Source organism: Acidisphaera sp. L21, from assembly GCF_009765685.1.
Classification (GTDB): Bacteria; Pseudomonadota; Alphaproteobacteria; order Acetobacterales; family Acetobacteraceae; genus LMUY01.
Genome location: NZ_LMUY01000145.1, coordinates 122,846 through 141,960 on the forward strand (window position 1 = coordinate 122,846; position 19,115 = coordinate 141,960).

Here is a 19,115-nt window from a genome sequence, read left to right on the forward strand (position 1 = left end):
CGGAAGACTCCGGGTGTCATCAGGATTAGCATTCTATATAGGCGCTCCGCGTCCATTTAGACAGGGCTGAGACGGGGAAAGGCAGGGTCCTGGTGCAGTCCGTTGTCACCAGTGCGCCAACCGTCTGCGCGGCCTACCAGGGGGGCAAAAACGTCGGCGTCGGTCCCGGTCAACAATACGGTGCCGGGTAGGGTGGCCAGTGCCTCCAGCAGATCGTGCCGGCGGTCGGAATCCAGGTGCACGGCTGGCTCGTCCAGCAGGAGGATTGGCGGTGCGCCGCGGGCGGTTGCGATGAGCGCGGCATGCCCCAGGATGACGCCGAGCAGCAGCGCCTTTTGTTGCCCGGTGCTGGCGGAGGCGGCGGATAGCCCCGTGGCGGCGTCGAACAGCGCCATGTCGGCCTTGTGAGCGCCTAGGCTGGATGACCCGGCAGCCGCATCGCGCGGGCGGGCAGCGGCCAACGAATCGCGCAGCCAATCTTCCACGGCGAGGGCCGGGTCGGTGTCCAGCCGCTCGGCCACCGGGTCCAACAGCGCCATGCGGGCAGCGGGGAATTTACCGGCGGCTCCATCCAAAAGGGTGGCGTTCAGGCGCGCGACCAGGGCGCGCCGGGCGGCGGCGGCGGCCACGGCGTGGCGCACCATGCTGTCCTCCAATCCCGCCAGCCATGCCGGGTCGGCGCCGCCCTGGGCCAGTAGGCGATTGCGGCTGGCCATGGCTGTGTCGTGGGCTGCCACCTCTCGTGCGTGCCCGGGCTCCAACGCCCAAACCAGCCGGTCCAGGAACCGGCGTCGGCCGGACGCACCTTCGCCGAACAGCCGGTCCATCTGCGGGGTGAGCCATACGGCAGCCAGGCGCAGGGCGATGGCCGCCTGGGAGCGGGGAACCTCGCCATCCAGCCGGAACACCCGACGATCCGCCGGGCCATCGGGTGGGGAGCCGGTGCCGATCTCCAACCCATCGGCAAAGCGCGCGGCGACGCCCCAGCGCCCCGGGCCTGCCTGGCGCGGCAGGTCCGGTAGGCGGGCGTTGCGCAGGCCGCGACCCGGCACCAACAGGGACACGGCCTCCAGCAGATTGGTCTTGCCGCTGCCGTTCGGCCCGGTGATGACGACCAGGCGCGAGGCCGGGCGCCATACCAGGGCCGGGTAGTTGCGAAAATCCGTCAGGGCCAGGCGGGTGAGCTGCACGCTCACAGAAACTCCGCCGGGTGCTGCCGGGTTTTAGACCCGCATTGGCATCAGCACGTATAGCGCGCTGCTGTCGGCGGCATCGCGCACCACGGTCGGGGCGGCGCCGTCGCTGAACAGGAATTCCACCTCGCCACCAATCTGGTCGGTGATGTCGTTCAGGTAGCGCGCCTGGAACCCGATCTCCAGCGGACCGGCTTCGTATTTCACCCGGTCACCCTCCAACTCCTCGCTGGCGGTGCCTTGTTCGGGGCTGGCGGCGGATAGGACGAGTAGGTCGCGGGCCAGCGACATCTTCACCGGGCGGGAGCGTTCGCTGCTGATGGCGGCGACGCGGGCCACGGCCTCGGCGAAATCCTTCTTGCCGACGCGCAGGATCTTCTCGTTGTCGCGCGGGATCACCCGCTCGTATTCCGGGAAGGTGCCGTCGATCAACTTGCTGGTCAGTTGCACGTTGCCGACGGTGAACTGGATCCGCGTGTCGGATAGCGCGCATTCCACGTCGCCAGTGGCTTCGTCCAGCAGCTTGCGCAGTTCGGCGACCGTCTTGCGGGGCACGATGACGCCGGGCATCGAGCCAGCGCCCTCCGGCAGAGGCTCCTCCACCCGGGCGAGGCGGTGGCCGTCGGTGGCGACGGCGCGCAGCACGCGGCCGTCATCGCCCTCGGCAGCGTGAAGGAAGATGCCGTTCAGGTAGTAGCGTGTTTCCTCGGTGCTGATGGCGAACCGGGTGCGGTCGATCAACCCGCGCAGCGCCAAGGCCGACAGGTGGAAATGATGCGGGAACTGCCCGGCGGTCATGGACGGGAAATCGTCGGTCGGCAACGTCACCAGGCTGGTGGCGTAGCGGCCAGCGCGTAGCAACAACTGCGCGTCGCCACCGGCGAACTCCAGCTCGACTTCGGCGCCGTCCGGCAGCTTGCGGACGATCTCGTACAGGGTGATCGCGGGGGCGGTGGTGGCGCCGTCGCGGCTGGTGGCGGCCGGAACCTCCTCCACCACGGCGATTTCCATGTCGGTTGCGGTCAGGCTCAGCTTGCCGTCGCGCACGGCGATCAGGGCGTTCGCCAAAATCGGGATCGTGTTGCGCTTTTCCGCCACGCTTTGGATATGTGCCAATGCCTTGATCAGGCTGGCCCGGTCGGCCTTTAGCTTCATCGGTTCGGTCCTTCTGCGCGGCCGGACTCGGTGCGCTGTCTAATCGGTCTTACAACCTAGCAGACACCGGGTGGCGCGCAAACCGATACCGGACCGTTTTGCGCGGATAAGACGCTAGCTCTCCAGCATGCGGCGCAGAAGCTCCACATCCTCGGCAAATCCGGCGTCCACGCCCATGATCTCCGCCACGCGGCTGCAGGCATGCATGACCGTCGTGTGGTCCCGATTGCCGAACTTGCGTCCGATCTCCGGCAGGGAGCGGCTGGTAAGTTGCTTGGCCAGGTACATTGCCACCTGGCGTGGGCGGGCGACGTTGCGGGCGCGGCGGGCGCTGCTCATCTCGCTTAGGCGCAGGTGGTAGTGTTCGGCAACGCGCTTTTGGATTTCCTCGATCGTGACCCGGCGATCCTGTGCCTTCAGCACGTCGCGCAGCACTTCCTGCGTGGATTCCAGGGTCACCGGGCGGCCGAACAGGCTGGCATGGGCCAGCAGGCGGTTCAGCGCGCCCTCCAGCTCACGCACGTTGCTGGTGATCTTGTGGGCCAAGAACTCCAACACCCGGCGCGAGACGTCCACGCCGGCGCGGGTCGCCTTCGCCTCCAGGATGGAGACGCGCAGCTCGAACGTGGTGGCGTGCAGGTCGGCGACCATGCCGCAACCAAGCCGGGTGCGCAGCCGCTGTTCCACATCCAAATCGGACGGGGATTTGTCGGAGGAGATGACGATCTGCTTGCCCGCATCCACCAGCGCGTTGAAGGTGTGGAAGAATTCCTCCTGCGTGCTGTCCTTGCCGATGAGGAACTGCACGTCGTCCACCATCAGCACGTCGACCGAGCGCATGCTGTCCTTGAAATCCATGGTGGAGTGGCTGCGGATCGCCGCGATGAAGCGATACATAAACTTTTCCGCGGACATGTAGGTCACGCTGGTCGGGCGGCCGTTGTCGCGGCGGGATAGTTCGAGGCCCACGGCGTGCATCAGATGCGTCTTGCCCAGCCCGACGCCGCCATAGAGGAATAGCGGGTTGAAGCCCTGACTGGCTGGCTGCTCCGCCACGCGGCGAGCGCAGGCATAGGCGAACTCGTTCGGCTTGCCGACCACGAACGCATCGAAGGAGAAGCGGGGATCCAGCGCGCTGGCCAGATCGGCCTGGCGCGGTTCGGCCCGTGGGTCGGTGCGGTCGTCGCTACGGGCGACGGAGGCTGGAACCGGGGCGGGGGCAGGGGCTGGTTCGGTCGGCAGGGTCTCAGCGATGGCAGGGGCGCTGACGCTGCCGGCGCCGACCCGCAGGTCCACGCGATGCACCGCCGGGTTCTCGGCCCGCCATAGCGCGGTGAGCTTGTCACCGTAATGGGAGCGGACCCAGTCGCGCAGGAATCGGGTCGGCATGTGGATGGTGATCTCATCCCCATCCAATCCGCCGAGGGACATCTGGCGCAGCCAGGTGCGGTATTCGACCTCCCCGACTTCGAGCTTCATGCGATCGCGGATGCGCGTCCATTGCGCAGTCAGGTCTGGGTTCATCGAGCCACGGGCCGAAATTGGTAGGGAGATAGTCGCGGCAGAGTCGCTATCTGGCGGGTCGATCGGGCCGCCAAATGTGATCATCCCTGCCTGCCTCAAGCGTTGCCCAACGCGCCCTGTCGGAAACAGGAAACCCCCGATCCGGATATGAACGCATAGTAATGGTGTAGGTCACGACGGGTCTGGAGGCAATGCAAATCAGCACAACGAAGAAGCGACACAGTAATGGTCGTAACCCCAAAAACACGAAAGGCTGGGCGATTCCAACGGAATCGGCCCAGCCCTTCAATGCGAAACTCTGCTGACCGGCGACAGGCGACGCCGGCGTTATCTTTGTTTAGGTGGCCGTCGCCGTGGCCATCGCCTTCAGGCGTTTGTTCAGCCGGGACAAGCGGCGGGCCACCGTGTTGCGATGGATGATCCCCTTGCCAGCGGCGCGTTGCATCTCGGGCTGGGCGGCCTTGAACGCCGCGGTCGCGTCGTCTTTGTTGCCGCCGGCCAATGCGACCTCGACCTTCTTGACGAACGTGCGCATCCGCGACTTGCGGGCCTGGTTGCGCTCCGTGCGGCGCTCGGTCTGACGGATGCGCTTGCGCGCGGAGGCAGTGTTGGCCATCGGTCTGTGTCTCGTTCTTCAGCAGTTTGAGCCGGCTCGCCCGTGAGCGGGTACGATGCGCGCCAGTTCGTGGAAGGGCGTGGTTCTATGGTGGCGGCTGGCCAGAGTCAAGGAAGCCGACACCCCTTACGCAGGCTTGGCAAAGCTCGGCGTCCGCTTTTCCACGAAGGCAGCCATGCCTTCCTTTTGGTCTGCGGTGCCGAATAGGGATAGGAACAGTGCCCGCTCGGTTGCGATACCCTGGGTCAGTGTGGTTTCGAAGGCAGCGTTGATGGATTTCTTGGTCAGCAGACTGGCCGTTTGAGACTGGCTGGCGATTTTGGCGGCTATCTTCAGCGCCTCCTCCATCATGGTGCCAGCAGGGAACACACGGCTGACCAGGTTGGACCGCTCCGCCTCCGCCGCGTCCATCATCCGGCCGGTCAAGCACATATCCATCGCCTTCGACTTGCCGACCGCGCGGGTGAAGCGCTGGGTGCCGCCGGCACCGGGCATGACGCCGAGGTTGATCTCTGGCTGGCCGAATTTGGCCGTGTCGGCGCAGATGATCATGTCGCACATCATCGCCAACTCGCACCCGCCGCCCAGGGCGAAACCGGCGACGGCAGCGATGACGGGCTTTTTCACGCGCAACACCGTCTCCCACTTCGCGATGAAATCGTCGTGCAGGACGGCGGGGTAGGTGCGGGACTGCATCTCCTTGATGTCGGCGCCGGCGGCGAACGCCTTTTCCGATCCGGTGAGGATGATGCAACCGATATCCGGATTGGCGTTAAAATCCACCAACTGGGAGCCGATTTCCCCGACGAGCAGATCGCACAGCGCGTTTAGCGCCGCCGGGCGGTTCAGCCGGATCACCCCGACCGCGCCATGGGTTTCGACCAGGATCATTTCGGGCATCGTTGGTTCCCTTTTCATTTTACCTAGCGCGGTCTCTGGCGCGGGGAAAGCCGGCTATCGTTGGGTACGCGCACAAAAAAATGTCGACCGCCCGGACTGGACCATGCGTGACACACCATCGCAGTCAGGTGTGCCTGGGCAGCGCTCACAGGGCTCGGCCTCGCGGCCATAGACCTTCCAGGCGTGCTGGAAATAGCCAAGCTCGCCGTCTGGCTGCACGTAGTCGCGCAGGGAGGATCCGCCGGCCGCAATCGCCTCCGTCAAGGTCGCCTTGATCTCGGTCACCAGCCGGGCGATGGCGGCGCGGGACAGGGTCGCGGCCTGCCGATCAGGGGCGATGCGGGCGCGGAACAACGCCTCGCATACATATATATTCCCCAGGCCGGCGATCAGGCGCTGGTCCAGCAGGGCGGCCTTGATCGGCGTGCGTTTGCCGGCGAGGGCTCGCGCCAGAATAGTGGTGTTGAGCTCGTCGCCCAGCGGTTCCGGCCCTAGGGCGGCGAGCAGGCGGTGCGCGTCCTCCGCCCCCGTCGGCACCAGGTCGACCGAGCCAAAGCGGCGGGGGTCGACGAAGCCAACGCGCCAGCCATCGTCGGTCTGCATCACCAGGTGTTCGTGCAGGGTGATGCTATTGGGGTTGGCCGGGCCGATCAGCATGCGGCCGGACATGCCGAGGTGCAGCAGCATGCTGTCGCCGCCATCCAGCCGCATCAGGATGTATTTGGCCCGGCGGCGAAATCCCTCGACCCGGGCGCCCGTCAACCTGTCGGCAAGGTTGGGGGGCATGGCCCAGCGCAGGTCGGGCCGGTGCATGACGGCATGCACGATCACGCGGCCTTCCAGCCGGGCGCGCAGGCCGCGCATCACTGTTTCGACTTCTGGGAGTTCCGGCATCGGTGCCGGGCAGGCTATACACCTGGCCCATGAGCGACAACACCGCCGACGACGTTACCGATTTCGGCTACCGCACCGTGCCGCGCGGGCAGAAGAAGCCCATGGTCCGCGCCGTGTTCGACAGCGTGGCCCCGCGCTACGACCTGATGAACGACCTGATGTCGCTGGGCGTGCACCGCGTATGGAAGCGCGCCTTCATTGCAGCGCTGCAGCCGACGCCCCGCCGCACCTTGTTGGATTTGGCCGGCGGCACGGGGGACATCACGTTCGGCTGGCGCCGGGCGGGTGGCGGGCCGGCGGTGCTGTCCGACATCAATGCCGCGATGCTCAGCGTCGGCCGGGATCGCGCGGCGTCGAACGGTCATGCGTCGGCCGTCACCTTCCTGGTGGCCGATGCGGAGGCGCTGCCGCTGTCGGATCGCAGCGTGGACGTCGTGTCCATCGCGTTCGGTCTGCGCAACGTCACCGACAAGCCGGCCGCCTTGCGGGAGGCGCGGCGCGTGCTGCGGCCCGGCGGGCGGTTCGCCTGCCTCGAATTCTCCCGTGTCCAGGTCGCGGCGCTGGCGCCTGTGTATGACGCGTGGTCGTTCTCCGTCCTGCCGCGGCTGGGCAGCGCGGTGGCGGGGGATGCGGACAGCTACCGCTATCTGGCCGAGAGCATCCGCACGTTCCCGGACCAGGACGCGCTCGAGGACATGATGTGCGAGGCCGGGCTGTCGCAGGTGAAGCACCGGAACCTGACGGGCGGGATCGCCGCCATCCATACCGGCCGTCGCCTTTGAACATACTGCTCATCGTGTCCGGCGGCATCGCGGCGTTCAAGGCGCTGGAGTTGGTGCGGCTGCTGCGTAAGGCCGGGCATGGCGTGACCGGCGTGCTGACGGCGGGCGGGGCGCATTTCGTCACGCCGCTCAGCCTGCAGGCGCTGACGGAGACGCGGGTCTACAGCGACCTGTTCTCGCTGACGGACGAGAGCGAGATGGGGCACATCCAATTGTCCCGCGCTGCGGATCTGGTGGTGGTGGCGCCGGCCAGTGCGGACATCCTGTCGTCGATGGCGACGGGGCGGGCGCATGACCTGGCGACGACCCTGTTGCTGGCCACCGACAAGCCCGTTTTGGCAGCCCCGGCGATGAATGTGCGGATGTGGCTGCACCCAGCCACCGTCGCCAACGTCGCCACACTGCGCAGCCGCGGCGTCAGCTTGGTGGGGCCGGATGAGGGGGTCATGGCGTGTCACGAATTCGGCCCTGGCCGGCTGGCCGAGCCCCCCGCGATCTTCGCCGCGATCGAGGCGTTCTTTGCGCCGGGTCGGATGGCGGGCAAGCACGTGCTGGTCACCAGCGGGCCGACGCACGAGCCGATCGATCCGGTGCGCTACATCGCCAACCGCTCCTCCGGAAGGCAGGGCACGGCCATCGCGGCGGCGCTGCTGCGGCTGGGCGCGCGGGTGACGCTGGTGAGCGGGCCGACGTCGCAGGAACTCCCGGCTGGCGCCTCCATTCGCCGGGTGGAGACTGCAGCGGAGATGCTGGCGGCGTGCCAGGCGGCGCTGCCTGCCGATGCCGCGGTATTCGCGGCGGCTGTGGCGGATTGGCATGTCGACGCAGCCGCCCAAAAACTGAAGAAGCAGCCCGGCGCGGCGCCGCCCAGCCTGGTGCTGCACCAGAACCCCGATATCCTCGCCACGATCTCCGAGCCTGGGCCGCGCCGGCCGCGCCTGGTGGTGGGATTTGCGGCGGAAACGGAGAACGTGGCGGCCAATGCCAGCGCCAAGCGTCTGCGCAAAGGCTGCGATTGGATCGTTGCCAACGACGTGAGCCCGGCCACCGGGATCATGGCGGGCGAGGCGAACCAGGTGCATCTGGTGACCGCCGAGGGTGAGGAGGATTGGCCGATGTTGCCCAAGACCGAAGTGGCCGCGCGCCTCGCCGCCCGCATCGCGGAGGCGCTGGCATGAACATCGAACTGGTGGTGCTGGACCAGCGGCTGCACGAATGGGGTCTGCCGACCTATCAAAGCGCCATGGCCGCGGCGATCGACCTGCATGCCTGCCTGGACGCCCCGCTCTCCATCGCGCCCGGCACCGCCCCGGTGCTGGTGGCGGCCGGGTTCGCGATCCACATGGCGGACGCCAATGTTGCCGCGCTGATCCTACCGCGCTCCGGGCTCGGGCATAAAAAAGGACTGGTGCTGGGTAACCTCGTTGGGCTGATCGATCCGGATTACACCGGGCCGATCATGGTCAGCAGCTGGAACCGTAATCCGCCGGGCACGGAGCCGATCGTGCTGATGCCGGGTGAACGATTTGCCCAATTGGTGTTCGTGCCGATCATGCGCCCGGTGCTGAATGTGGTGAATGCGTTCACGGGATTGAGCACCCGCGGGGCAGGCGGGTTCGGATCGACCGGGTAACGTCCGGCCGCACGTCACAGAACGGCAATCATTTGCCTGCGTGACAGGCACGGTTTCGGCTTGTATGGGGCTGGCCAGCACACCGCCGAGGATCTCCCCATGTCCGGAACTACATTCCCGGCTTTCGCCTCGGTCCGCCGTCTTCCCAATTTATTCGACGTAGCGGCGATCATCTGCATAGGCGGCTTGATCTTCGCCTTCGCCAGCGGCGCCCGGCATACGGTGGCGCCGCTGACGGCGATGGACGCGATCCACCTCGATCCGTCCTATCTGCCCGGCTACGCGCTGCGCACCACGCTGCGGATGTTCGCGGCCCTGGCGTGCTCGCTGGTGTTCACCTTCACCTACGCCACCTGGGCGGCGAAAAGCCGACGGGCGGGCAAGGTGCTGGTGCCGGTGTTGGACATCCTGCAATCAGTGCCGATCATCGGCTTCCTGACGTTCACCGTGGTGTTCTTCATGGGGCTATTCCCCGGCCGCGTGCTGGGCGTGGAATTGGCCGCCATCTTCGCCATCTTCACCAGCCAGGCCTGGAACATGGCGTTCAGCCTGTACCAGTCGCTGAAGACGGTGCCGGCGGATCTGGTGGAATGCGCCACCGCGTTCCAACTGTCGCCCTGGCAGAAATTCTGGCGGATGGAAGTGCCGTTCGCCATGCCGGGCCTGGTGTGGAACACCATGATGTCGATGTCCGGCGGCTGGTTCTTCGTCGTCGCCAGTGAGGCGGTGACGGTTGGCGACTCGACTTGGAAGCTACCCGGCATCGGATCCTACGTGGCGCAGGCGCTGGAGGAACGGGATATCGCTGCGGTGTTCTACGCGATCGGCGCGATGCTGGTGGTCATCCTGCTGTACGACCAGTTGCTGTTCCGCCCGCTGGTCGCGTGGTCGGCCAAATTCCGGTTCGAGATGACGGCCAGTGCCGAGGCGGAGGACCCCTGGGTGCTGAAGCTGCTGCGCCGGACGCGACTGCTGTCGGCGATCGTGGATCGGCTGGTCTTCGTGTTCAACGCGGCCACCGGCATGCGCCTGGCTCGCCGTACCCGGCTGATCCCGAAGGCCAGCCCTGCGGTTTCCCGCGTGTGGGACATCGTTTGGGTTGGGCTGCTGGTCGTGGCGGTGCTGGTGGCGCTGTGGAAGATCACGACCTACGTCTCCGCCGCGCTCACCTGGGGTGATCTGGGGGAGGCGTTGCTGGACGGCGTCTACACCATGATCCGCGTCATCGTGTTGATGATCCTGGCGACGGCGTTCTGGGTGCCGGTGGGGGTGTGGCTAGGGTTGCGCCCCACCTGGGCGCGGCGGGCGCAGCCTGTGGCGCAGTTCCTGGCGGCATTCCCGGCCAATCTGTTCTTCCCGATCTTCGTCGTCGCGATCGTGCATTTCGACCTAAACCGCGACATCTGGCTGACCCCGCTGATGGTGCTTGGGACCCAGTGGTACATCCTGTTCAACGTCGTGGCAGGGGCTGCTGCCTTTCCCGGGGATCTGCTGGAGGTGTCGAAGAATTTTCGCATCGGCGGCTGGCTTTGGTGGCGCCGGGTGATGCTGCCGGGGATTTTTTCATACTACGTCACTGGGGCGATCACCGCGTCCGGCGGGTCGTGGAACGCTGCCATCGTGGCCGAGGTGGTGACCTGGGGCAGCGACCGGCTGCAGGCCCACGGGCTGGGCGCCTATATCGCGCAGGCGAGTACCGAGGGTGCCTCTGGCAACACCCCCAAGGTGGTATTGGGCGTGGTGGTGATGAGTGGCTTCGTTCTTCTATTCAACCGGTTGGTGTGGCGCCCGATGTATAGCTACGCCGCCCGCCGCCTGACCTTCGCCTAGGAAATCGGACCATGGACACGATCGATACACGGGTGAAGACCGATAACCTCGTCGAAGTGCGGGGCGTCCGGCAATCCTATCACAAGGATAGTTCGGCCGACCTGCTCGTGCTGGACAACGTCGATTTGACGCTGCGCTCCGGGGAAATCGTCGGTCTGCTGGGCCGTTCCGGCTCGGGCAAGTCCACGTTGTTGCGCATCGTATCCGGGCTGCTGCGCCCCACCTCCGGCGATGTGAGCTGGCGCGGCGCGTCGCTGCTGGGCCCGGCGGAGGGTGTGGCGATGGTGTTCCAATCCTTCGCCCTGTTCCCGTGGCTGACGGTGCAGGAAAATGTGGAACTGGGGCTGGAGGCGCAGGGCGTTGCCCGGGCCGAGCGGGAGAAGCGGGCCGAGCAGGCGATCGATCTGATCGGCCTGGGCGGCTACGAGAGCGCCTACCCGAAGGAACTGTCCGGCGGCATGCGCCAGCGCGTCGGCCTGGCGCGGGCGATCGTGGTGCATCCCGACCTGCTGCTGATGGACGAGCCGTTCTCCGCCCTGGATGTGTTGACGGCGGAGACGCTGCGTACCGACCTGATCGACCTGTGGATGGATGGCAAGCTGCCGATCAAGTCGGTGCTGATGGTCACCCACAACATCGAGGAAGCGGTGCTGATGTGCGACCGCGTGCTGGTGTTCAGCTCCAATCCCGGCCGGGTGGCCAGCGAGTTGATCGTGCCGTTCGCGCATCCGCGCAACCGCTTGGACCCGGCGTTCCGCCAGATGGTGGACGACATCTACGCATTGATGACCCGGCGTGCGCCGGCCAAGTCCACGCCCACGCCCGTCACCACGGCGACGGCGCTGTATCCCGTGTCGACCAACATCATGGCCGGCCTGCTGGAGACACTGGCGGCTGCCCCCTATAGTGGCCGGGCCGACTTGCCCGCGTTGGCCGCGGCGCTGCAGTTGGAGTTGGACGAGTTGCTGCCGCTGGGCGAAGCGCTGCAATTGCTTCGCTTCGGTACTCTAGCTGATGGCGACCTGCTGGTGACGGAAACCGGCCGCCAGTTCGTCGCCGCCGATACCGACCCGCGCAAGGCGCTGTTCGCCGCGGCTTTGCGCGCGCACGTGCCGCTGGTGGCGCAAATCCGCCAGGTGCTGGACGAGCGCTGGAACCACCGTGCCAGCGCCGTGCGCTTCCGCGACGAGTTGGAAGACGTGATGAGCCCGGAATATGCCGACAACACGATGAGTGCCGTGATCGCCTGGGGCCGCTACGCCGAGCTGTACAGCTACGACGAGGATGCCGACCAATTCTACCTGGACGAAGACGAGGAATAAGGCAGCTTCGGGGGATCCGCTTGCATTCGATAGGATTTAGATATATCTATGACTTAGATACATCGAAACTGCATCGGAACATCATGCGACATAGACATTCTCAGCCTACTCACGACCGCCGCTTCGCCCGCGGACCCTCCCGCGGCGATGGGCCGGATCATCACCACGAGGGCGGTCGATCTCGCCACCGGGACGAGCGGGGCGGCCGGCGGCCGAGCCGGTTGTTCGATCATGGCGAATTGCGCCTGGTGGTGCTGGCGCTGATCGCCGAGCAACCGCGGCACGGCTACGAGTTGATCAAGGAGATCGAGGACCGTGCTGCCGGCACCTACACGCCCAGCCCCGGCGTCATCTACCCGACGCTGACCATGCTGGAGGAGATCGGCCACGCCACCTTGGCGGAGAGCGGTGGCAAGAAGCTCTACACCATCGCGCCGGACGGGACGGCTTATCTGGCCGCCAACAAGCCCGCCGTCGACGCTGCGCTGGGGCGGATGCAGGCGGTGAGCATGGCGCATAGCGGCGGCCCGGCGCCCGACATCATCCGCGCGACGGAGAATTTGAAGCTGGCATTGCGCCTGCGCCTGGGCCGTGGGCCGTTGAGCGAGGGGCAGATCCGCGCGATCGCCGCAGCGCTCGATATCGCCGCAGTCGCGATCGAGCAGAGCTGAGGCGGTATCATGGGCGGATCGCACCACCCGTGCGGAGGCGACCGCGGACTCGATGCTGGCCGCCCACGCTGCCGAGCATATCTGACGGACTGGCAGGCCGGTGTCTCGGCCGGTCCGCCGCCTAATCGAACAGGTTGAACAGCCGACGGGTGAAGCCCGGCGTCAGCGCCGAAAGCGGGTTGAGCGATACCGAGGGATCATCGATCTTGCCCTTCAACCCGAACGTGGCGGCGAACACGCCGCCGCCTTTCTCCGGGCTGAACAACCGGCCCAGTAACGGCACACGGCCGGGCAGCGAGTTGAAGAAATACGCTGGCACGATCGTGCCCTTCAGGTCGATTTGCTTGTGGCCAAAATCCATCCGTCCCGTCGCCGTGACCCCGAGCGAGGAACTGTAGGCCCGTGCATCGTCCAAATCCAAGACCGAGCCATCGAGGTGAAACGGCGCGTGCAGCCGGTCGAACACGAGGCCGGGTCCGCGTAGCGCATCCACGAGGCCGTAGAGCGTCATGCCCTGCAACACTTTGCCGACAACGGGGGCACCACGGACGCTGAAGCCGCCTAGTTCCACCGTGCCGCTGAACGGACTGTTCGGCAGGCGGTCGTCGAACGCGCCATCCAGCACCAGAGCGCCGCCGGTAACCTCCCCGGCGAGGTCGGTGTTGCGCAGGAGCAAGCCCAGATCGGCCGCGGTCGCCCAGACTTTGCGCGACGACCCCTGCGTCACCAGGTCCGCCTGGACCTTTTCCGCCCCGCCGGTGGTCAACCTTGCGTTGGCGATACGGCTGCCGGCGCCACTCGCGTTCAGCGCGACGGCGCTCAGCGCATGGCCCGGGCCGAGGATGACCTGCTGGAATCGCAGATCCACCGCATAGGGCGTGCCCGGCTGGCTGGAAGCCGGCGGCGGCTGGTCGGACACGGCGGGGGCGTTCTGCGACGTCAACCTACCCTCCAAATCCAGCCGCGGGCCGGAGAGCACAACCCGATACGGATCGTCATTGTGCTGGGGCAGAGTGATAGTGCCGGTGGCGCTGCTACGGCCGATATCGGCCCGCTCCAGATGCACGACGGCTGGCTTGCCGTTCACCATGTCGCTGCGGGCCTGGATCGAGAGGTTGGGCGCCTCCGCGTGGAGACCCTCAAGCCCGACCAGCTTGCCGTTCTGCAGCAAAGCCTGTCCGTTGAAGTTACCGGGCGTGCCGGCTGTCTTCGACCAGCCGATCGGGCTGGTGAAGCCGGCGTCGCGTAGATCGCCGCTCAGCCGGATGGTGGCTCCGCCATCCCGGCGCTCGCTGTAATCCACCGTCGTGCTCATCGTGCCGGCATCCAGCCCGATCACACCTATTCCCGCGGCCTTGGCGTCGCGCGGGGCAATACGCAGGGTGACGGCGGCGTGCTGTAGCACCTGGCTGGGGGGGCCAGTGCGAAAATCCATGTCCACGGCCATCTTGCCGGGCATGTGGTCCAATTGCGCCGGGCCAGAGATGGAAAGCCCGTCATTCGTGACATCCAGCGCCAACTGCCCGCGGTCCAGGTCCCGCCCGGCGACGATGCTGCCCAAATGGACGTTGGCGAGTTGGCCGTTGGCATGGATCTGTACCTGGTCCACCGACACCTTCGAATCCAGCGGCAGATTGATCGCCAGATGCGCCGCGATCGTACCTAGGGGCGCGGTGAACGGAACCGGATGCGTACTCAGCAACTTGAGCCGCGGGTTGCGCAGCAAAGTTAGCAAATCGGCTAGCGGGCCACCGATATCGGTGTTGATGGTCGCTACCTGATCCTTCACCGTCAGCCCGACGATTTTGACCGAGCCGTTGGTCGCGTTCAGCGTCCCTTGCCGGGCAGTGATGCCCGCGATCAGCAGCGTGTCCGGATTTTGCCAGGTGACCACGGTGTGGCCATGCTCCAGCGGGGGCACCGGGCGCAGCCACCAGGTGGTGACGTCGTCGCCGGTCAGCGTGCCGCCGGCCTCCGTCAGCGCAACATTGTCGCCGGTTTCGTCGCCGGTGAGTGTGAAGGTGAAGTGGGCATCATGCGCGGTGCCAGCGGTGATGTTCTCCGTCAGCCAGGCCCGGGCGTTGCCGCCGACGCCTTCTGGCCACAGGCTGGGGAGGTCAGCGAATTCGGCGTGGTCCATATCCACGGCGAGATGGGCGGTGAAGTGGCCATTTGCCCGGTCCGCGTTGCCGGACAGGCCCAGCGTGGTCGGCGCCGCGCCGGAGGGTGATCGCAGCACTAGCTGCAGCGCCCGCAGCGTGATCTGGCTGGGGGTGCCGGCCGCATCGAGGCTCATAGCCTGGAATGGCGCCGGGCTGGTGTTGCCACCCTTGGACGGGAGTTGCGCCACGCCGGGTCCGGCCTCGGCATGCACCGTGGCGCGTACCACCTGCAAATCGGGCCCGAGGGTGGCGGAACCGCGCAGCGCTACATCCGCATCCAGCGCCTGCAACGCCGCCAATTGTGGCACTGCCCGCGCCAACGCTGCCGGCGATACCGGCGTGGCCGTCACCTCAAGCTGCGTGCCGCCGGCGCTGTAGCTGCCATCTGCCGTGACCGTCGTGGAAACGGCGCCGATCCCGGCAGTCACTTGGGCATGCCCGGCGATGCTACCATCATCGCGGCGGCGCAGGTCGGCGGCGACGTCGCGCACCTGCCAGCTTTGCCCCAGCGCGCCATCCGCGACCCAGATCTGCGTGTCCGTAATCGCAACGTGGTGCAGATGGGACAGCATCTGCTGCACATCAGCGCCGGGCGCGCCGGCCGGGCGGGACTTGCCCGTCAGTGAGCGGGCGAGATGCAGGCGGACGCCGTCGGCGGAGATATCCTCTGGCGCGATATGGCCGGTGAACAGGGGCGACACGGCGATCGCGACACTGGCCCGGCGGATCGTCTGGGCCGGCTGGTCCGCCTCCGCTGGGCGTTGGCCATCGATGACGGTCAGGCGCAGTACCCGCTCACCGTCCGGATGTTCCAGCGCGAGGGTGACATGGTCGGCGGTGAGCCCCGGCGCCACCAGCGGCACGATGCGGATGGCGAGCGCCGTTATTTCCAGCGGTCCCTGGGTCAGCCGCCATGCCAGGGTGCCGGCGGCGAGGACGACCAGCGCCACGCAGCCGATCGCGATAGCCAGCACGAGGGTGAGCAAGTGCGATGCGGCGCGCCCCAGTCGGTGCAACCATGGTTGACCTTGTGCGACCGGGTGGTCGAGGCTGGGATATGGACCTGCCTGCTCCCTCGCCAGTTGTTCCACTGGCTTCACATTCTGCCCCGTGGCCGTCGCGCTGGCCGAGCCCGGCCGATCCGGCTGCGGCCGAGCGGCTGCTGGAGCGGTTTGCCGAGATCGGCGCGGCGGAGGCCAAATTGGTGCAGCGGCCAGACGTGGCGGCGATGCTGCGGGCCCTGGGCGGCAACAGCCCGTTCCTGTCGGATCTGGCCGTGCGTGAGTCTGCCACCGTGCGGCGGTTGTTTCGGGAGGGGCCGGATGCCGTGGTCGCCAGCGCCCTGCGCTCCATCACCCACAGCCCCGCCAACCTTGACAAGGCAACGCTGGCCGCGACGTTGCGCCAGGCCAAACGTCGCCTGGGATTGGCCAGCGCCATTGCGGATATCGGCGGCGTGTGGCCGCTGGAGCGAGTGACCGGCGCGCTGTCCACCTTGGCGGAGGTGGCGCTGGATGCTTCCGTCGCATTTTGCCTTCGGGCGGCCCAGGCACGTGGCGGGCTCACCTTGCCGCCGGGCCGCCGCACGCTGGCCGAATGCGGCTTCACAGTGCTGGGGATGGGCAAGCTGGGCGCCCGCGAGTTGAACTATTCCAGCGATATCGACCTCGTCTTGATCTACGACCCGGAGCGCCATCCACACCACACGGACGGCTTGGGCGCGGTATTTACCCGACTGGCGCGAGATATGTGCACCCTTATGGAGGCGCGGGACGCCGACGGCTACGTCTTCCGCACCGATCTGCGGTTGCGGCCCGACCCCGGCGCCACCCCGCCCGCGATCGCCTTGCCCAACGCGCTCGCCTATTACGAGAGTATGGGTGAGAACTGGGAGCGGGCGGCGATGATCAAGGCGCGCCCCGTGGCCGGTGACCGAGCGCTGGGCGAGCATTTCCTGCGCGAAATCCGCCCCTTCGTCTGGCGCCGCCACCTCGATTTTGCGGCGGTGAACGATATCCGCGCGATGAAGCGCCGGATGGACGACCACCATCTGACCGGCCTGGGCGACGCCGCCGACCCCGTGGAGCGACTGGCTGGCCACGACGTGAAATTGGGCCAGGGTGGCATTCGCGGCGTGGAGTTCGCGGTACAGACCATGCAACTGGTTTGGGGCGGGCGAAACCCGGCGTTGCGCGTGCCCACCACAACCGGCGCGTTGGAGGCGATGGTGCAGGCCGGGCACCTGGAGCGCTCGGCCGCCACTGTATTGCTGTCGGCCTATCGGTTTCTGCGCACCGTGGAACATCGGTTGCAAATGGTGGCGGATCGCCAGACGCATAGCCTGCCCGCTGACGTGCCGGGCATGGAACGATTCGCCCATTTCATGGGGTACGAGACCGGGCTGGCCTTTGCCGAGGCCTTGCTGGGCCAGATGGAGCAGGTGCGTCTGCAAGATGCGGCCCTGTTCGATAGCCCAGACCGGGGAGCGCCGGCCACGCTGACAACAGACGCATTGACCGCCATGGGGTTCACCGAGCCGGAGCGGGTTTTGACCGCCGTGCGATCCTGGCAGTCCGGCAGCAAGCGCGCGTTCCGCTCGGAGCGGGCGCGGACTCTGCTGGAGGCCGTGCTGCCGGGCCTGTTGCGTGCCCTGGCGGCGCAGCGCCAGCCGGATGCGGCGCTGGCCAGGCTGGATACTTTGCTGGGGCAATTGCCCGGCGGGGTCCATTTGCTGTCGCTGTTGCAGCGGCGGCCCGTGCTGATGGAGCGGATTGCCGCTGTGCTGGGCGCCGCGCCGTCCTTGGCCGATCACCTTGCACAGGTGCCCGCAGCGCTGGAGGGATTGCTGGCGCCAGAGGAGGGGCCGGCCGATCCGGTGGCGATGCTGCACGCTCAGTTGGCTGATGCCCGTGCGCTCGATGACGCGGTGGCCATCGTGCGGCGCACGGTGCGGGGCGAGGAGTTCCGCCTGGCGGTGGCCCAAATGGAGGGGCGGCTGGATGCGGATGCCGCCGGGCTACGCCGCACCGCCTTGGCCGACGCGGCGCTGACGGTGCTGCTGCCCCGCGTGCTGGCGGCGCATGAGGAACGATTTGGCCGGGTGCCCGGTGGCGCGCTAGCGGTCGTGGTGTTGGGCAAGGCAGGCGGGCAGGAGATGATGGCCGGGTCCGACCTGGACCTGATGCTGATGTACGACCATGCGCCCGACGCTGCCGAGAGCGACGGGCCGCGCCGGCTGCCACCCAGCCAGTACTATATAAGGGCAGCCCATGCGGTGGTCGCGGCGTTGACGGCGCCCGGCGTGGATGGGGCGCTGTATGCCGTCGACATGCGGCTGCGGCCGTCGGGTAACAAGGGACCCGTCGCCGTCAGCCTGGCGGCGTTCCGGCATTATCACGTCACCGATGCCTGGACGTGGGAACGCATGGCGTTGACCCGGGCGCGCGTGGTCGCGGGCGCGCCCGATCTGTGTCGGGCTTTGGCAACGGCGATTGCCGAGGCGGTGGCCAGTGCCGACCCGGCCACCGTGCGGTCGGACGCTGCCGCCATGCGCATCCGCATGCTGCGCGACTTGCCGGCGCATGGCCCGTGGGATGTGAAGCTGATGCCGGGTGGCCAGATCGAGGTGGAGTTCATCGTCCAAACCGCCCTGCTGTTGACCGCCGAAGCGCGCCCCGCGCCCACGATCCGCGTGGCGATCGATCGCCTGGGTGCCGCGGGTGCGTTTGACCGGATGGAGACAGCGACCCTGCGGGAGGCGGACCATTTGTGGCGGACGGTGCAAGGCCTGTTGCGTATCACCGTCGGCCCTCGCCCACCGGAGGCACTGCCGGAATCTGCGGCTGAGGTGCTGCAAGCTGCGACTGGCGACGTTGACGCCGACGCGTTCCGTGCCAGGTTGGAAGCCACCGGTGCCCGGGTTCGGGCGGTGTTCAATGCACGCGTAGGAGCGATCGGATGAGCGTAGCGGAAGGCGACACGGCCCCCGACTTCACTATGGAGGCCAGCGGCGGCCGGACGGTGAGCCTGGCCCTGATGAAGGGAAAACCCTTCGTGCTGTATTTCTACCCGAAGGCCGACACCCCTGGCTGCACCACCGAGGCCTGCGCCTTTCAGGAGGCGCTGCCGCAACTCGGCAAGATCGGCATCGAGGTCATCGGCGTGTCGAAGGACCCGATGAAGCCGATCGAGAAGTTCGCCGAGAAATACAATCTGAGCTTTCCGCTGGCGTCCGACACCTCCGAGGTCGCTGAGGCATACGGCTCGTGGGGCGAGAAGTCGATGTATGGCAAGACGTATATGGGCATCGACCGCTCCACCTTCCTGGTCGACAAGACCGGCAAGATCGCCCGCATTTGGCGCAAGGTGAAGGTCCCCGGCCACGCGGCAGAGGTCATGGAGGCGGCCAAGGCGCTTAGCTGATATGGCAGAAC

At 67.0% G+C, this 19,115-nt stretch carries 15 protein-coding genes; 8 read left to right on the forward strand and 7 right to left on the reverse strand.

All coding sequences use genetic code 11. The features are described from left to right. Window positions 1-56: 56 nt before the first annotated feature. The 6 genes from recF to mutM form a co-directional block, all read right to left on the reverse strand. A complete protein-coding gene (gene recF, locus GSQ76_RS27070; RefSeq protein WP_158747405.1) occupies window positions 57-1,190 on the reverse strand; it encodes a DNA replication/repair protein RecF in 1,134 nt (377 codons plus the stop codon). A 33-nt stretch (window positions 1,191-1,223) separates the two neighbouring features. Further along, entirely contained in the window at window positions 1,224-2,348 is a 1,125-nt protein-coding gene (gene dnaN, locus GSQ76_RS27075; protein WP_158747181.1) for a DNA polymerase III subunit beta, read from the reverse strand. Between the two features lie 114 nt (window positions 2,349-2,462). Further along, window positions 2,463-3,872 (reverse strand): chromosomal replication initiator protein DnaA, encoded by a 1,410-nt coding sequence (dnaA, locus tag GSQ76_RS27080; protein ID WP_158747406.1) that lies wholly within the window; start codon window positions 3,870-3,872, stop codon window positions 2,463-2,465. 337 nt (window positions 3,873-4,209) lie between these two features. Then, complete coding sequence (gene rpsT, locus GSQ76_RS27085) at window positions 4,210-4,488, reverse strand: 30S ribosomal protein S20 (protein ID WP_158747182.1); 279 nt, start codon at window positions 4,486-4,488, stop codon at window positions 4,210-4,212. Window positions 4,489-4,614: 126 nt separating this feature from the next. Continuing rightward, entirely contained in the window at window positions 4,615-5,388 is a 774-nt protein-coding gene (locus tag GSQ76_RS27090; RefSeq protein ID WP_158747183.1) for an enoyl-CoA hydratase, read from the reverse strand. 54 nt (window positions 5,389-5,442) lie between these two features. After that, window positions 5,443-6,282 (reverse strand): bifunctional DNA-formamidopyrimidine glycosylase/DNA-(apurinic or apyrimidinic site) lyase, encoded by an 840-nt coding sequence (gene mutM / locus GSQ76_RS27095; protein WP_158747184.1) that lies wholly within the window; start codon window positions 6,280-6,282, stop codon window positions 5,443-5,445. A 29-nt stretch (window positions 6,283-6,311) separates the two neighbouring features. Between mutM and ubiE the strand changes: the two genes are divergently transcribed. The 6 genes from ubiE to GSQ76_RS27125 all read left to right on the forward strand — a co-directional run bounded on the left by ubiE (window position 6,312) and on the right by GSQ76_RS27125 (window position 12,520). Next, on the forward strand, window positions 6,312-7,064 hold the full coding sequence (gene ubiE, locus GSQ76_RS27100) for a bifunctional demethylmenaquinone methyltransferase/2-methoxy-6-polyprenyl-1,4-benzoquinol methylase UbiE (RefSeq protein WP_158747185.1): 753 nt from the start codon (window positions 6,312-6,314) through the stop codon (window positions 7,062-7,064). Beyond that, window positions 7,061-8,242, forward strand: coding sequence for a bifunctional phosphopantothenoylcysteine decarboxylase/phosphopantothenate--cysteine ligase CoaBC (coaBC, locus tag GSQ76_RS27105; RefSeq protein WP_158747186.1), 1,182 nt, complete (start codon window positions 7,061-7,063; stop codon window positions 8,240-8,242). The genes ubiE and coaBC overlap by 4 nt, the downstream gene beginning before the upstream one ends. Continuing rightward, window positions 8,239-8,697 (forward strand): dUTP diphosphatase, encoded by a 459-nt coding sequence (gene dut, locus GSQ76_RS27110; protein WP_158747187.1) that lies wholly within the window; start codon window positions 8,239-8,241, stop codon window positions 8,695-8,697. Before coaBC ends, dut begins: the two co-directional genes overlap by 4 nt. A gap of 99 nt (window positions 8,698-8,796) precedes the next feature. Further along, window positions 8,797-10,527, forward strand: coding sequence for an ABC transporter permease subunit (locus tag GSQ76_RS27115; RefSeq protein WP_158747188.1), 1,731 nt, complete (start codon window positions 8,797-8,799; stop codon window positions 10,525-10,527). A gap of 11 nt (window positions 10,528-10,538) precedes the next feature. Beyond that, entirely contained in the window at window positions 10,539-11,849 is a 1,311-nt protein-coding gene (locus GSQ76_RS27120; RefSeq protein WP_158747189.1) for a nitrate/sulfonate/bicarbonate ABC transporter ATP-binding protein, read from the forward strand. An 83-nt stretch (window positions 11,850-11,932) separates the two neighbouring features. Further along, window positions 11,933-12,520, forward strand: a complete 588-nt coding sequence (locus GSQ76_RS27125) for a PadR family transcriptional regulator (RefSeq protein WP_158747190.1) — start codon at window positions 11,933-11,935, stop codon at window positions 12,518-12,520. 121 nt (window positions 12,521-12,641) lie between these two features. Here GSQ76_RS27125 and GSQ76_RS27130 read toward each other — a convergent pair whose 3' ends face one another. Further along, complete coding sequence (locus GSQ76_RS27130; RefSeq protein WP_158747191.1) at window positions 12,642-15,668, reverse strand: AsmA-like C-terminal region-containing protein; 3,027 nt, start codon at window positions 15,666-15,668, stop codon at window positions 12,642-12,644. A 71-nt stretch (window positions 15,669-15,739) separates the two neighbouring features. On the opposite strand from GSQ76_RS27130, the gene GSQ76_RS27135 reads away from it, so the two are divergent. Together GSQ76_RS27135 and bcp are read left to right on the forward strand one after the other, a co-directional pair. Then, window positions 15,740-18,643, forward strand: coding sequence for a bifunctional [glutamine synthetase] adenylyltransferase/[glutamine synthetase]-adenylyl-L-tyrosine phosphorylase (locus GSQ76_RS27135; protein WP_158747192.1), 2,904 nt, complete (start codon window positions 15,740-15,742; stop codon window positions 18,641-18,643). Then, window positions 18,640-19,104, forward strand: coding sequence for a thioredoxin-dependent thiol peroxidase (gene bcp / locus GSQ76_RS27140; protein ID WP_158747193.1), 465 nt, complete (start codon window positions 18,640-18,642; stop codon window positions 19,102-19,104). The genes GSQ76_RS27135 and bcp overlap by 4 nt, the downstream gene beginning before the upstream one ends. Window positions 19,105-19,115 lie beyond the last annotated feature (11 nt).